The following is a 13,265-nucleotide window of genomic DNA, read 5'->3' on the forward strand; positions in this document are numbered from 1 at the left end:
CATTAATGTTCATAAGAAAAAGCTATGGAAAATTATCAGATCGATAATCTGGACCGCGGCATCCTGGAGGCCTTAATGGCCAATGCACGTACTGCCTACGCGGAACTGGCGAAACAGTTTGGCGTCAGTCCGGGCACAATCCACGTTCGCGTGGAAAAGATGAAACAGGCGGGGATCATTACCGGTGCTCGTATCGACGTCAGCCCTAAGCAGCTCGGTTATGACGTCTGCTGCTTTATTGGCATTATCCTCAAAAGCGCCAAAGATTATCCGTCAGCCCTGGCGAAGCTCAACGCGCTTGAAGAAGTCACGGAGGCCTACTACACCACCGGGCACTACAGTATCTTTATAAAGGTGATGTGCCGCTCCATTGATGCCCTCCAGCAGGTACTTATCAACAAGATCCAAACAATTGATGAAATTCAGTCCACTGAAACATTGATCTCCCTGCAGAACCCGATCATGCGTACCATCCGCCCCTGATCGGGCAAATTCATTCCCACATTTTCCACAGGTAGATCCCAGCTCGTTCACAGCGTACAATGAGCCCCTCTTTATTTGAGCGAGCGATCAATGGCAGACATTACCCTTATCAGTGGCAGCACCCTGGGCGGCGCGGAATACGTTGCGGAACATCTGGCTGAGAAGCTGGAAGACGCGGGCTTTTCCACCGAAACACTGCACGGCCCGTTGCTTGACGATCTCCCGACTGATGGGGTCTGGCTACTGATCACCTCGACGCACGGCGCAGGCGATCTGCCGGATAATCTGCAACCTTTATATGACGAACTGCTGGAACAGCAGCCTGACCTGTCAAACGTCCGTTTTGGCGCGGTGGGTATCGGCAGTCGTGAATATGACACCTTTTGCGGTGCAATAGAGAAAGTCGAAGCCGCTGTGACTGCCTGTGGGGCAAAACAGCTGGGTGAAACACTGAAGATCAACATCCTCGATCATGACATTCCGGAAGATCCAGCGGAGATCTGGCTGGGTGAATGGAAAAATTTACTCAAAAACGATTAAAGATCGCGCGAACAGATGTGGATAACTCTGGTTAAAAGCTCGTATTAAGCGGTAGTTATCCAAGTTATAACTCTGAGGCTGTTTTGGGCCTGTGTATAAAGTCGCGATCTGATCCCAGCTTATACTGGCCAGGATCACCGATCATTCACAGCAAACGATCCTTTCTAACTGCATGATCTTCATCGTGAGATCGGGCTTATCCACAGTGGTACTCGATCCTAATAAGAGATCACAATAGAACAGATCTCTAAATAAAAAGATCTTCTTTTTAATAGCCCAGGATCCCAATGCTTTCTCGAAAGACTAAAGTTGAGTAGAATCCACGGCCCGGGCTTCAATCCATTTTCATACCGCTTTACGCGAGGCAGACCACCATGTTTTATCAGGATCCTTTTGACGTCATCATCATTGGCGGGGGTCATGCAGGCACTGAGGCCGCAATGGCCGCAGCGCGAATGGGTCAGCAGACCCTGCTTTTGACACACAATATCGACACGCTGGGACAAATGTCCTGTAATCCGGCGATTGGCGGCATTGGGAAAGGACACCTGGTAAAAGAAGTGGATGCACTTGGCGGCCTGATGGCGAAAGCGATCGATCATGCCGGCATCCAGTTTAGGATACTAAACGCAAGCAAAGGTCCCGCTGTGCGCGCTACTCGTGCTCAGGCAGACCGCGTGCTTTACCGTCAGGCGGTACGTACTGCCCTGGAGAATCAGCCAAACCTGATGATCTTCCAGCAGGCGGTAGAAGATCTTATCGTTGAAAACGATCGCGTTGTGGGTGCCGTAACCCAGATGGGCCTCAAGTTCCGCGCGAAAGCCGTCGTACTGACTGTCGGGACCTTCCTGGATGGCAAAATCCATATCGGTCTGGATAACTACAGCGGTGGCCGTGCTGGCGATCCGCCGTCCATTCCGCTGTCTCGTCGTCTGCGTGAACTTCCGCTGCGCGTCAGTCGCCTGAAAACAGGCACGCCACCGCGTATTGATGCGCGCACCATTGATTTCAGCGTGCTGGCACAACAGCACGGTGATAACCCCATGCCGGTGTTCTCGTTCATGGGCAATGCGGCTCAACATCCGCAGCAGGTACCGTGCTACATCACGCATACCAACGAAAAAACCCATGACGTGATCCGCAATAACCTTGACCGCAGCCCAATGTACGCTGGCGTGATCGAAGGGATCGGCCCGCGTTACTGTCCGTCGATCGAAGACAAAGTGATGCGCTTTGCCGATCGTAACCAGCACCAGATCTTCCTGGAGCCGGAAGGACTGACGTCAAATGAAATTTACCCGAACGGCATCTCCACCAGCCTGCCGTTCGATGTGCAGATGCAAATTGTTCGCTCAATGCAGGGTATGGAGAACGCGAAAATCGTTCGTCCTGGCTACGCTATTGAGTACGATTTCTTCGATCCGCGTGACCTGAAGCCAACCCTGGAGAGCAAATTCATCCACGGTCTGTTCTTCGCCGGCCAGATTAACGGCACGACCGGTTACGAAGAAGCTGCCGCTCAGGGTCTGCTTGCCGGTCTGAACGCAGCACGCTTCTCTGCGGAGAAAGAGGGCTGGGCACCTGCGCGTTCTCAGGCTTATCTGGGCGTGCTGGTCGACGATCTTTGCACCCTGGGTACCAAAGAACCGTACCGTATGTTTACCTCTCGCGCGGAATATCGCCTGATGCTGCGCGAAGATAACGCCGACCTGCGTCTGACCGAAGTGGGTCGTGAACTGGGTCTGGTGGATGACGAACGTTGGGCGCGCTATAACGAAAAACTGGAACGCATTGAGCAGGAACGTCAGCGTCTGAAAACCACCTGGGTGAATCCACAGGCGGAAACCGCTGCAGAAGTGAATGCTCACTTAACTGCGCCGCTTTCGCGCGAAGCCAGCGGCGAAGACTTGCTGCGTCGCCCTGAAGTGACCTACGAGAACCTGGTGAAACTGACCGCGTTCGCGCCTGGCCTTGAAGACGCTGAAGCGGCTGAACAGGTTGAGATCCAGGTCAAATACGAAGGTTACATCGCGCGTCAGCAGGATGAGATTGAAAAACAGCAGCGCAACGAAAATACGCTGCTGCCGGAAATGCTGGACTACCGTCAGGTGACGGGGCTTTCCAATGAAGTGATCGCCAAGCTGAACGATCACAAGCCTGTGTCGATCGGTCAGGCATCCCGTATCTCCGGTGTCACACCTGCCGCGATTTCGATTCTGCTGGTGTGGCTGAAAAAGCAAGGTATGCTGCGCCGTAGCGCATAATATCCAGTGCTTTTGGCGGGTGGCGCTTCGCTACCCGCCCTGCTAATTCGTAGGCCCGGTAAGCGTCACCGGGCAATTTATGTCTAAACAGGTACCCACTGTGCTCAATAAACTCTCTCGTCTGCTGGAACAGGCAGGTATTTCGCTCACCGATCACCAGAAAACTCAGCTGGTGGCCTATGTCGATATGCTGAACAAATGGAATAAAGCGTACAACCTGACGTCTGTTCGCGACCCCAACGAGATGCTGGTTCGTCATATCCTCGATAGCATCGTGGTTGCGCCGTATCTTAAAGGGGAGCGCTTTATCGATGTGGGCACAGGTCCTGGCCTGCCGGGGATCCCGCTGTCGATTGTCCGCCCTGAGAGCCATTTCACGCTGCTGGACAGCCTTGGCAAACGCGTCCGTTTTTTACGTCAGGTACAGCATGAGCTGAAGCTGGAGAATATCGCCCCTGTACAGAGCAGGGTAGAGGCGTTCCCCGCGAAGCCACCGTTTGACGGTGTTATCAGCCGCGCGTTTGCGTCGCTCAATGATATGGTGAGCTGGTGTAAGCACTTGCCTGCACAAGATGGCCGCTTTTATGCCCTGAAAGGGCAGTTGCCGGGCGATGAAATTGAACAGCTTCCGGAGGGTTTTGCTGTCGAATCCGTTGAGAAATTAAACATTCCTCAGCTTGAGGGTGAACGCCATCTGGTGATAATTAAGCCAAACAATTTTTAAATATTTAATAAAAATTGTGGAATTCGTGCTGTTCTGACTATGTTAAATAACAGCACGAATTCTCGGGTTTTACCGAAGAGAGTTTAACCTCTGTGTTACTAAGGTTTTTCTAACGGTTAACGTAACAGCCATTGTTCAGCATGAAGATAGTCAACATCGAAAATATCAGCCTGCTAAAAGTGGAATACGGCAACCAGAATCGAATGTTAAATATTTATTAAGAATGTCAATAAAAGGTTTTTATTGTATACCGGGCTGTTTTGAAAATAGTTACGATAATTTGTCTTTAATTTCATAAAGATGAAATAAACCGATTTGCGTCTTTGATAAATACACCCTTATCGCAAATGTGTATTTTGTGATCTCGTGCACGCTTTGTAGCCAACGTTTTCGCGCTGTTTGCAGTTTTGGTCGAAGGTCGTGGCTTTCAGGAAAAGTTAAAAAATAGCGGCGGGGAAAAATATTTAAACATTTATTCACCTTTTCGCTACTTAATGTTTGAAATCACGGGTGCGCACCGTATAATTTGACCGCTTTTTGATGCTTGACTCTGAGCCTTAAAGGACGTTTTATACGACACGCGGCATACCTCGAAGGGAGCAGGAGTAAAAACGTGATGTCTGTGTCGCTCTTGAGTAGAAACGTTGCTCGTAAGCTTCTGTTCATTCAGTTTCTGGCTGTGATAGCAAGTGGACTGCTGTTTAGCCTCAAAGACCCCTTCTGGGGCATCTCCGCCGTGTGCGGGGGTTTGGCGGTTGTTCTGCCAAACGTATTGTTTATGATTTTTGCCTGGCGTCATCAGGCGCATACACCCGCCAAAGGCCGTGTGGCCTGGTCCTTCGCTCTCGGTGAAGTGTGTAAGGTGTTGCTGACCTTTGCTCTACTGGTGATGGCGCTGGCGGTTTTGAAAGTGGTATTCATGCCGCTGATAGCAACGTGGGTTTTGGTGCTGGTGGTACAAGTTCTGGCTCCAGCTGTAATCAACAACAAAGGGTAAAAGGCATCATGGCTTCAGAAAATATGACGCCGCAGGATTACATAGGTCACCATCTGAATAACCTTCAGCTGGACCTGCGTACATTCTCGCTGGTGGATCCGCATAACCCCCCGGCCACCTTCTGGACGATCAACATCGACTCCATGTTCTTCTCGGTCGTTTTGGGTCTTCTGTTCCTGGCCATGTTCCGCGGTGTTGCGAAAAGAGCGACCAGCGGTGTTCCAGGGAAATTCCAGACGTTCATCGAAATGATCATCGGCTTCGTCCATGGCAGCGTCAAAGACATGTACCATGGTAAGAGCAAGCTGATTGCTCCGCTGGCCCTGACCGTGTTCGTTTGGGTGTTCCTGATGAACCTGATGGACCTGCTGCCAATCGATTTCCTGCCGTGGATTGGCGAACATGTCCTCGGTCTGCCAGCACTGCGCGTGGTGCCGTCCGCTGACGTGAACATCACCCTGTCGATGGCGCTGGGCGTGTTTATCCTGATTCTTTTCTACAGCATCAAAATGAAAGGCGTAAGCGGCTTCGTGAAAGAGCTTACCTTGCAGCCGTTCAACCACTGGGCGTTTATTCCGGTCAACCTGATCCTGGAAGGCGTTAGCCTGCTGTCCAAACCTGTTTCACTGGGTCTGCGACTGTTCGGCAACATGTATGCGGGTGAGCTGATTTTCATTCTGATCGCGGGTCTTCTGCCGTGGTGGTCACAGTGGATTCTGAATGTGCCTTGGGCCATTTTCCACATCCTGATCATTACGCTGCAAGCCTTTATCTTCATGGTTCTGACGATCGTCTATCTGTCGATGGCGTCTGAAGAGCACTGATTTTTTACCAACACTACTACGTTTTAATTGAAACAAACTGGAGACTGTCATGGAAAACCTGAATATGGATCTGCTGTACATGGCTGCCGCTGTGATGATGGGTCTGGCGGCTATCGGTGCTGCGATCGGTATCGGCATCCTCGGGGGCAAATTCCTGGAAGGCGCAGCGCGTCAACCTGATCTGATTCCTCTGCTGCGTACTCAGTTCTTTATCGTTATGGGTCTGGTGGATGCTATCCCAATGATCGCTGTAGGTCTGGGTCTGTACGTGATGTTTGCTGTCGCGTAGTAGTAGTTTTAAAACCCTAAGCCACAGATATTAAAGAGGTATTGTGCTGTGAACATGAACGCAACAATCCTCGGCCAGGCCATCGCGTTTATTCTCTTTGTCTGGTTCTGCATGAAGTATGTATGGCCGCCTTTAATGGCTGCCATCGAAAAACGTCAGAAAGAAATTGCTGACGGTCTGGCTTCTGCAGAACGCGCTAAGAAAGATTTGGACCTTGCACAGGCCAACGCGACAGACCAGCTGAAAAAAGCGAAAGCGGAAGCTCAGGTTATCATCGAACAGGCTAACAAACGCCGTTCGCAGATCCTGGACGAAGCCAAAGCTGAAGCAGAACAGGAACGTACTAAGATCGTGACACAAGCTCAGGCTGAAATTGAAGCTGAGCGTAAACGTGCTCGCGAAGAACTGCGTAAGCAGGTTGCGATTCTGGCTGTTGCTGGCGCCGAGAAGATCATCGAACGTTCCGTGGATGAAGCTGCTAACAGCGACATCGTGGACAAACTTGTCGCTGAACTGTAAGGAGGGAGGGGCTGATGTCTGAATTTGTTACGGTAGCTCGCCCCTACGCCAAAGCAGCTTTTGACTTTGCTGTCGAACACCAAAATGTCGATCGCTGGCAGGATATGCTGGCGTTTGCCGCTGAGGTGACGAAAAACGAACAAATGGCCGAGTTGCTTTCTGGTGCGTTAGCGCCTGAAACTCTCGCCGCGTCGTTTATCGCCGTGTGCGGAGAGCAACTGGATGCCAATGGTCAGAACCTGATTAAGGTAATGGCAGAAAATGGTCGTCTCCGTGTGCTCCCGGATGTTCTCGAGCAGTTTGAGCACTTACGTGCCCTTAGTGAAGCTACCGCTGAAGTCGAAGTGACTTCTGCGACTGAACTGAGTGATGAACAGCTTGCGAAAATCACCGCCGCGATGGAAAAACGTCTGTCACGCAAAGTTAAGCTGAATTGCAAAATCGATAAGTCTGTAATGGCAGGCGTAATCATCCGTTCGGGTGATATGGTCATTGATGGCAGCGTACGCGGCCGTCTTGAACGCCTTGCAGACGTCTTGCAGTCTTAAGGGGACTGGAGCATGCAACTGAATTCCACCGAAATCAGCGAACTGATCAAGCAGCGCATTGCTCAGTTCAGTGTTGTGAGCGAAGCTCACAACGAAGGTACTATTGTTTCTGTAAGTGACGGTGTTATCCGCATCCACGGCCTGGCCGATTGTATGCAGGGTGAGATGATTTCCCTGCCGGGTAACCGTTACGCTATCGCACTGAACCTGGAGCGCGACTCCGTAGGTGCAGTTGTGATGGGTCCATACGCTGACCTCGCCGAAGGCATGAAGGTTAAGTGTACTGGCCGTATTCTGGAAGTGCCGGTTGGCCGTGGCCTGCTGGGTCGCGTTGTTAACACCCTGGGTGCGCCAATCGACGGTAAAGGTCCGGTTGAGCACGATGGCTTCTCCCCAATCGAAGTTATCGCACCAGGCGTGATCGACCGTCAGTCCGTTGATCAGCCAGTGCAGACTGGTTATAAGTCCGTTGATGCCATGATTCCAATCGGTCGTGGCCAGCGTGAACTGATCATCGGTGACCGTCAGACCGGTAAAACCGCGATGGCTATCGACGCCATCATCAACCAGCGTGACTCCGGCATCAAATGTGTGTACGTGGCTATCGGCCAGAAAGCGTCCACCATTTCTAACGTGGTTCGTAAACTGGAAGAGCACGGCGCGCTGTCTAACACCATCGTTGTTGTGGCGACCGCTTCTGAATCTGCTGCACTGCAATACCTGGCACCATACGCCGGTTGCGCAATGGGCGAATACTTCCGTGACCGCGGTGAAGATGCGCTGATCGTATACGATGACCTGTCTAAACAGGCCGTTGCATATCGTCAGGTTTCCCTGCTGCTCCGTCGTCCACCAGGACGTGAAGCGTTCCCTGGCGACGTATTCTACCTCCACTCTCGTCTGCTGGAGCGTGCTTCCCGCGTTAACGCGGAATACGTTGAGAACTTCACCAAAGGTGAAGTGAAGGGTAAAACCGGCTCTCTGACCGCGCTGCCAATCATTGAAACCCAGGCGGGTGACGTTTCTGCGTTCGTTCCGACCAACGTAATCTCCATTACCGATGGTCAGATCTTCCTGGAAACCAACCTGTTCAACTCCGGTATTCGTCCGGCAGTTAACCCGGGTATCTCCGTATCCCGTGTGGGTGGTGCTGCTCAGACCAAGATCATCAAGAAACTGTCCGGTGGTATTCGTACCGCGCTGGCACAGTATCGTGAACTGGCTGCGTTCTCTCAGTTCGCATCCGATCTGGACGAAGCAACCCGTAAACAGCTGAGCCACGGTCAGAAAGTGACCGAGCTGCTGAAGCAAAAACAGTACGCACCAATGTCTGTTGCTCAGCAGGGCCTGGTTCTGTTCGCGGCTGAACGCGGTTACCTCGAAGATGTGGAACTGGCGAAAATCGGTAGCTTCGAAGCCGCTCTGCTGGCTTACGTCGACCGTGATCACGCTCCGCTGATGCAAGAGATCAACCAGTCCGGTGGCTATAACGACGAAATCGAAGGCAAGCTGAAAGCTATCCTCGATTCCTTCAAAGCAACCCAATCCTGGTAATCGTCCGGCGGCTTGTCTCAGGACAAGCCGCCTGGCATTGAGGAGAAGCTCATGGCCGGCGCAAAAGAGATACGTAGTAAGATCGCAAGCGTCCAGAACACGCAAAAGATCACTAAAGCGATGGAGATGGTCGCCGCTTCCAAAATGCGTAAATCGCAGGATCGCATGGCGGCCAGCCGTCCTTATGCAGAAACCATGCGCAAAGTGATTGGTCACCTTGCAAACGGTAATCTGGAATATAAGCACCCTTACCTGGAAGAACGCGACGTTAAGCGCGTGGGCTACCTGGTGGTGTCGACCGACCGTGGTCTGTGTGGCGGCTTGAACATTAACCTGTTCAAAAAACTGCTGGCGGATATGAAAGCATGGTCTGAAAAAGGCGTTCAGTGCGATATCGCAATGATCGGCTCTAAAGGCGTCTCTTTCTTTAACTCCGTTGGTGGCAACATTGTCGCTCAGGTGACGGGTATGGGTGATAACCCTTCCCTGTCCGAGTTGATCGGCCCGGTTAAAGTGATGTTGCAGGCTTACGATGAAGGCCGTCTGGACAGACTGTACGTTGTCAGCAACAAATTTATTAACACCATGTCTCAGGTTCCAACGCTCACTCAGATGCTGCCTTTACCGGCATCAGAAGATGACGAGCTGAAGCAAAAATCCTGGGATTACCTGTATGAACCCGATCCGAAACCGCTGTTGGATACCCTGCTGCGTCGTTACGTTGAATCTCAGGTTTATCAGGGCGTTGTAGAAAACCTGGCCAGCGAGCAGGCCGCACGAATGGTGGCGATGAAAGCCGCGACCGATAATGGCGGCAGCCTGATTAAAGAGCTGCAGTTGGTTTACAACAAAGCTCGTCAGGCCAGCATTACTCAGGAACTCACCGAGATCGTCTCGGGGGCCGCCGCGGTTTAACCAGGTTTACGAATTACGTAGAGGATTCAAGATGGCTACTGGAAAGATTGTCCAGGTAATCGGCGCCGTGGTGGACGTCGAGTTCCCTCAGGACGCCGTACCACGCGTGTACGACGCGCTTGAGGTACAGAATGGTAACGAGAGCCTGGTGCTGGAAGTTCAGCAGCAGCTCGGCGGCGGTATCGTGCGTACCATCGCGATGGGTTCTTCCGACGGTCTGCGTCGTGGTCTGGAAGTTAAAGACCTTGAGCACCCGATCGAAGTCCCGGTAGGTAAAGCAACACTGGGTCGTATCATGAACGTATTGGGTCAACCAATCGACATGAAAGGCGACATCGGTGAAGAAGAGCGTTGGGCTATCCACCGCGCAGCACCTTCCTACGAAGAGCTGTCCAGCTCTCAGGAACTGCTGGAAACCGGCATCAAAGTTATCGACCTGATGTGTCCGTTTGCGAAGGGCGGTAAAGTTGGTCTGTTCGGTGGTGCGGGTGTAGGTAAAACCGTAAACATGATGGAGCTGATCCGTAACATCGCGATCGAGCACTCCGGTTACTCCGTATTTGCGGGCGTAGGTGAACGTACTCGTGAGGGTAACGACTTCTACCACGAAATGACCGACTCCAACGTTCTGGACAAAGTATCCCTGGTTTACGGCCAGATGAACGAGCCACCAGGAAACCGTCTGCGCGTTGCGCTGACTGGCCTGACTATGGCTGAGAAGTTCCGTGACGAAGGCCGTGACGTTCTGCTGTTCGTTGATAACATCTATCGTTACACCCTGGCCGGTACTGAAGTATCTGCACTGCTGGGTCGTATGCCTTCAGCGGTAGGTTATCAGCCGACGCTGGCGGAAGAGATGGGTGTTCTTCAGGAACGTATCACCTCTACCAAAACCGGTTCTATCACCTCCGTTCAGGCGGTATACGTACCTGCGGATGACTTGACTGACCCATCCCCAGCCACCACCTTTGCGCACCTTGACGCAACCGTGGTACTGAGCCGTCAGATCGCGTCTCTGGGTATTTACCCGGCCGTTGACCCGCTGGACTCCACCAGCCGTCAGCTGGATCCACTGGTTGTGGGTCAGGAACACTACGACACCGCGCGTGGCGTACAGTCCCTGCTGCAGCGTTACCAGGAACTGAAAGACATCATCGCCATCCTGGGTATGGATGAGCTGTCTGAAGAAGACAAACTGGTGGTAGCACGTGCGCGTAAGATCCAGCGCTTCCTGTCCCAGCCGTTCTTCGTTGCGGAAGTATTCACCGGTTCTCCGGGTAAATACGTTTCCCTGAAAGACACCATCCGTGGCTTTAAAGGCATCATGGAAGGCGAATACGATCACCTGCCGGAGCAGGCGTTCTACATGGTTGGTTCCATCGACGAAGCCGTGGAAAAAGCCAAAAAACTTTAACGCCTTAATCGGAGGGTGATATGGCAATGACTTACCACCTGGACGTCGTCAGCGCAGAGCAACAAATGTTCTCTGGTCTGGTCGAGAAAATCCAGGTAACGGGTAGTGAAGGTGAACTGGGTATTTTCCCGGGTCACGCACCGCTGCTCACCGCCATTAAGCCTGGTATGATCCGCATCGTTAAACAGTTCGGTCATGAAGAGTTTATCTATCTGTCCGGCGGCATTCTTGAAGTGCAGCCTGGCAGCGTGACCGTTCTGGCCGATACCGCTATTCGTGGCCAGGATCTCGACGAAGCACGAGCCCTGGAATCGAAGCGTAAGGCTGAAGAGCACATTAGCAGCTCTCATGGTGACGTGGATTACGCTCAGGCGTCTGCGGAGCTGGCCAAAGCGATCGCGAAACTGCGCGTTATCGAGTTGACCAAAAAAGCGATGTAACACCGGCTTGAAAAGCACAAAGCCAGTCTGGTTTCCAGGCTGGCTTTTTTTATGGTTTCGTATCACACCGATCTTTATTCATGATCCAAAAGAATAGCTAAGCTATTGTGTGTGCTAGCGACTTATCGCGAGAAGGCTATTTTCCAGAGAAAAAGGGGTTTACTCTGCCCCTAAAAATCGCCTCAAATAGCCATTATTGGCTGATGTTGAACGTTTTACCGCCATTCCATTTTATGACGCAAAATATGTAGAATTTTCAACATCAACGGGTTTAACTTCTTACTCAAATTACAGTCAGGACGCGTATGTTGAACAATACAATGAGCGTGGTCATCCTTGCCGCCGGTAAAGGTACCCGCATGTATTCCGATCTTCCAAAGGTACTGCACACGCTGGCAGGAAAGCCGATGGTGCAGCATGTCATTGATGCCGCTAATGAACTGGGTGCCCGTCAGGTCCATCTGGTCTATGGTCACGGCGGCGATCTGCTTAAAAAGACGCTGAACGATGACAAACTCAACTGGGTGCTTCAGGCAGAACAGTTGGGGACCGGACACGCCATGCAGCAGGCCGCCCCGTTCTTTGCGGATGACGAAGATATTCTGATGCTTTACGGCGACGTCCCGCTGATCTCTGTCGACACCCTTGCCCGCCTGCGTGAAGCTAAACCGCAGGGTGGCATCGGGTTGTTAACCGTCGTGCTTGACGATCCGACCGGCTATGGCCGCATTACCCGCGAAAACGGTAACGTAACGGGTATCGTTGAGCATAAAGATGCCAGCGACGCACAGCGTCAGATTCAGGAGATCAACACCGGTATCCTGATTGCCAATGGCGCGGACCTGAAGCGCTGGCTGTCGAAGCTCAACAACAATAATGCGCAGGGTGAGTACTACATCACCGACATCATCGCGATGGCCTATCAGGAAGGGCGTGAGATTGCGGCGGTTCATCCGGCACGGATTAGCGAAACCGAAGGGGTGAATAACCGCCTTCAGCTTTCCCGCCTGGAACGCGTTTATCAGTCCGAACAGGCTGAAAAACTGCTCCTGGCAGGCGTTATGCTGCGCGACCCGGCGCGTTTCGATCTGCGCGGGACCTTATCTCACGGGCGCGACGTTGAAATCGATACTAACGTTATCCTTGAAGGCAACGTCACGCTTGGCCACCGCGTCAAAATTGGTGCCGGTTGTGTTATCAAAAACAGCGTCATCGGTGACGACTGCGACATTAGCCCGTACAGCGTGGTTGAAGATGCACATCTGGACGCGGCATGCACCATTGGGCCGTTCGCACGCCTGCGCCCTGGCGCTGAATTGCTCGAAGGCGCCCATGTTGGCAACTTCGTTGAGATGAAAAAAGCGCGTCTGGGCAAAGGTTCCAAAGCCGGCCATTTAACCTACCTGGGCGATGCAGAGATTGGCGATAACGTGAACATTGGTGCAGGAACAATCACCTGCAACTATGACGGTGCCAACAAGTTTAAAACCATCATCGGTGATGATGTGTTTGTCGGTTCTGATACACAACTGGTGGCACCGGTGACGGTCGGGAACGGGGTAACCATTGCCGCCGGGACGACCGTGACGCGCGATGTTGCCGACAATGAGCTGGTGCTGAGCCGCGTGCCGCAGGTTCACAAGCAGGGCTGGAAACGCCCGGTGAAGAAAAAGTAACGACCTGCACCCTGCTCTCTCCCGCGAGGAGAGCGCTCGTTCGGTGCGGTGTTTTTCGCCCTCGCCCCTCTGGGGAGA

General features: G+C 52.4%; 14 protein-coding genes. All 14 read left to right on the top strand.

From position 1 onward, the window contains the following. Positions 1-24 precede the first annotated feature (24 nt). The 14 genes from asnC (at position 25) to glmU (ending at position 13,187) form a co-directional block, all read left to right on the top strand. Positions 25-483, top strand: a complete 459-nt coding sequence (asnC, locus tag BJP35_RS03275; RefSeq protein ID WP_014172275.1) for a transcriptional regulator AsnC — start codon at positions 25-27, stop codon at positions 481-483. A 90-nt stretch (positions 484-573) separates the two neighbouring features. Continuing rightward, positions 574-1,023, top strand: coding sequence for an FMN-binding protein MioC (gene mioC, locus BJP35_RS03280; RefSeq protein WP_020882767.1), 450 nt, complete (start codon positions 574-576; stop codon positions 1,021-1,023). Positions 1,024-1,397: 374 nt separating this feature from the next. Continuing rightward, positions 1,398-3,287 carry a tRNA uridine-5-carboxymethylaminomethyl(34) synthesis enzyme MnmG gene (gene mnmG / locus BJP35_RS03285; protein WP_032679278.1) on the top strand — a complete coding sequence of 630 codons (1,890 nt, stop codon included), beginning with the start codon at positions 1,398-1,400 and terminating at the stop codon, positions 3,285-3,287. 100 nt (positions 3,288-3,387) lie between these two features. After that, positions 3,388-4,011, top strand: a complete 624-nt coding sequence (rsmG, locus tag BJP35_RS03290; RefSeq protein ID WP_047742672.1) for a 16S rRNA (guanine(527)-N(7))-methyltransferase RsmG — start codon at positions 3,388-3,390, stop codon at positions 4,009-4,011. A 616-nt stretch (positions 4,012-4,627) separates the two neighbouring features. Continuing rightward, complete coding sequence (gene atpI / locus BJP35_RS03295; protein WP_008500194.1) at positions 4,628-5,008, top strand: F0F1 ATP synthase subunit I; 381 nt, start codon at positions 4,628-4,630, stop codon at positions 5,006-5,008. Between the two features lie 8 nt (positions 5,009-5,016). Continuing rightward, positions 5,017-5,832 (top strand): F0F1 ATP synthase subunit A, encoded by an 816-nt coding sequence (gene atpB, locus BJP35_RS03300; protein ID WP_014172280.1) that lies wholly within the window; start codon positions 5,017-5,019, stop codon positions 5,830-5,832. Positions 5,833-5,881: 49 nt separating this feature from the next. Further along, on the top strand, positions 5,882-6,121 hold the full coding sequence (gene atpE, locus BJP35_RS03305) for a F0F1 ATP synthase subunit C (RefSeq protein ID WP_000429386.1): 240 nt from the start codon (positions 5,882-5,884) through the stop codon (positions 6,119-6,121). 48 nt (positions 6,122-6,169) lie between these two features. Next, positions 6,170-6,640, top strand: a complete 471-nt coding sequence (atpF, locus tag BJP35_RS03310) for a F0F1 ATP synthase subunit B (protein ID WP_003862370.1) — start codon at positions 6,170-6,172, stop codon at positions 6,638-6,640. 14 nt (positions 6,641-6,654) lie between these two features. Beyond that, positions 6,655-7,188, top strand: coding sequence for a F0F1 ATP synthase subunit delta (atpH, locus tag BJP35_RS03315; RefSeq protein ID WP_014172281.1), 534 nt, complete (start codon positions 6,655-6,657; stop codon positions 7,186-7,188). Positions 7,189-7,200: 12 nt separating this feature from the next. Continuing rightward, positions 7,201-8,742: a F0F1 ATP synthase subunit alpha gene (atpA, locus tag BJP35_RS03320; protein ID WP_014172283.1), complete on the top strand. Its 1,542-nt coding sequence runs from the start codon at positions 7,201-7,203 to the stop codon at positions 8,740-8,742. 51 nt (positions 8,743-8,793) lie between these two features. After that, complete coding sequence (atpG, locus tag BJP35_RS03325) at positions 8,794-9,657, top strand: F0F1 ATP synthase subunit gamma (protein ID WP_020882764.1); 864 nt, start codon at positions 8,794-8,796, stop codon at positions 9,655-9,657. 31 nt (positions 9,658-9,688) lie between these two features. Further along, positions 9,689-11,071 carry a F0F1 ATP synthase subunit beta gene (gene atpD, locus BJP35_RS03330; protein ID WP_006177559.1) on the top strand — a complete coding sequence of 461 codons (1,383 nt, stop codon included), beginning with the start codon at positions 9,689-9,691 and terminating at the stop codon, positions 11,069-11,071. Positions 11,072-11,091: 20 nt separating this feature from the next. Beyond that, positions 11,092-11,511: a F0F1 ATP synthase subunit epsilon gene (locus tag BJP35_RS03335; RefSeq protein WP_006177560.1), complete on the top strand. Its 420-nt coding sequence runs from the start codon at positions 11,092-11,094 to the stop codon at positions 11,509-11,511. A gap of 305 nt (positions 11,512-11,816) precedes the next feature. Next, positions 11,817-13,187: a bifunctional UDP-N-acetylglucosamine diphosphorylase/glucosamine-1-phosphate N-acetyltransferase GlmU gene (glmU, locus tag BJP35_RS03340; RefSeq protein WP_032679280.1), complete on the top strand. Its 1,371-nt coding sequence runs from the start codon at positions 11,817-11,819 to the stop codon at positions 13,185-13,187. Positions 13,188-13,265 lie beyond the last annotated feature (78 nt).

This window comes from Enterobacter sp. J49, assembly GCF_002148625.1.
GTDB classification, from domain to species: domain Bacteria; phylum Pseudomonadota; class Gammaproteobacteria; order Enterobacterales; family Enterobacteriaceae; genus Enterobacter; species Enterobacter ludwigii.

What these genes read in the sequence shown, in the direction of transcription:
- asnC (WP_014172275.1), top strand. Translation starts at nt 25, where the DNA reads ATGGAAAATTATCAGATCGATAATCTGGACCGCGGCATCCTGGAGGCC.
- mioC (WP_020882767.1), top strand. Translation starts at nt 574, where the DNA reads ATGGCAGACATTACCCTTATCAGTGGCAGCACCCTGGGCGGCGCGGAA.
- mnmG (WP_032679278.1), top strand. Translation starts at nt 1,398, where the DNA reads ATGTTTTATCAGGATCCTTTTGACGTCATCATCATTGGCGGGGGTCAT.
- atpI (WP_008500194.1), top strand. Translation starts at nt 4,628, where the DNA reads ATGTCTGTGTCGCTCTTGAGTAGAAACGTTGCTCGTAAGCTTCTGTTC.
- atpB (WP_014172280.1), top strand. Translation starts at nt 5,017, where the DNA reads ATGGCTTCAGAAAATATGACGCCGCAGGATTACATAGGTCACCATCTG.
- atpE (WP_000429386.1), top strand. Translation starts at nt 5,882, where the DNA reads ATGGAAAACCTGAATATGGATCTGCTGTACATGGCTGCCGCTGTGATG.
- atpH (WP_014172281.1), top strand. Translation starts at nt 6,655, where the DNA reads ATGTCTGAATTTGTTACGGTAGCTCGCCCCTACGCCAAAGCAGCTTTT.
- atpA (WP_014172283.1), top strand. Translation starts at nt 7,201, where the DNA reads ATGCAACTGAATTCCACCGAAATCAGCGAACTGATCAAGCAGCGCATT.
- atpG (WP_020882764.1), top strand. Translation starts at nt 8,794, where the DNA reads ATGGCCGGCGCAAAAGAGATACGTAGTAAGATCGCAAGCGTCCAGAAC.
- atpD (WP_006177559.1), top strand. Translation starts at nt 9,689, where the DNA reads ATGGCTACTGGAAAGATTGTCCAGGTAATCGGCGCCGTGGTGGACGTC.
- BJP35_RS03335 (WP_006177560.1), top strand. Translation starts at nt 11,092, where the DNA reads ATGGCAATGACTTACCACCTGGACGTCGTCAGCGCAGAGCAACAAATG.
- glmU (WP_032679280.1), top strand. Translation starts at nt 11,817, where the DNA reads ATGTTGAACAATACAATGAGCGTGGTCATCCTTGCCGCCGGTAAAGGT.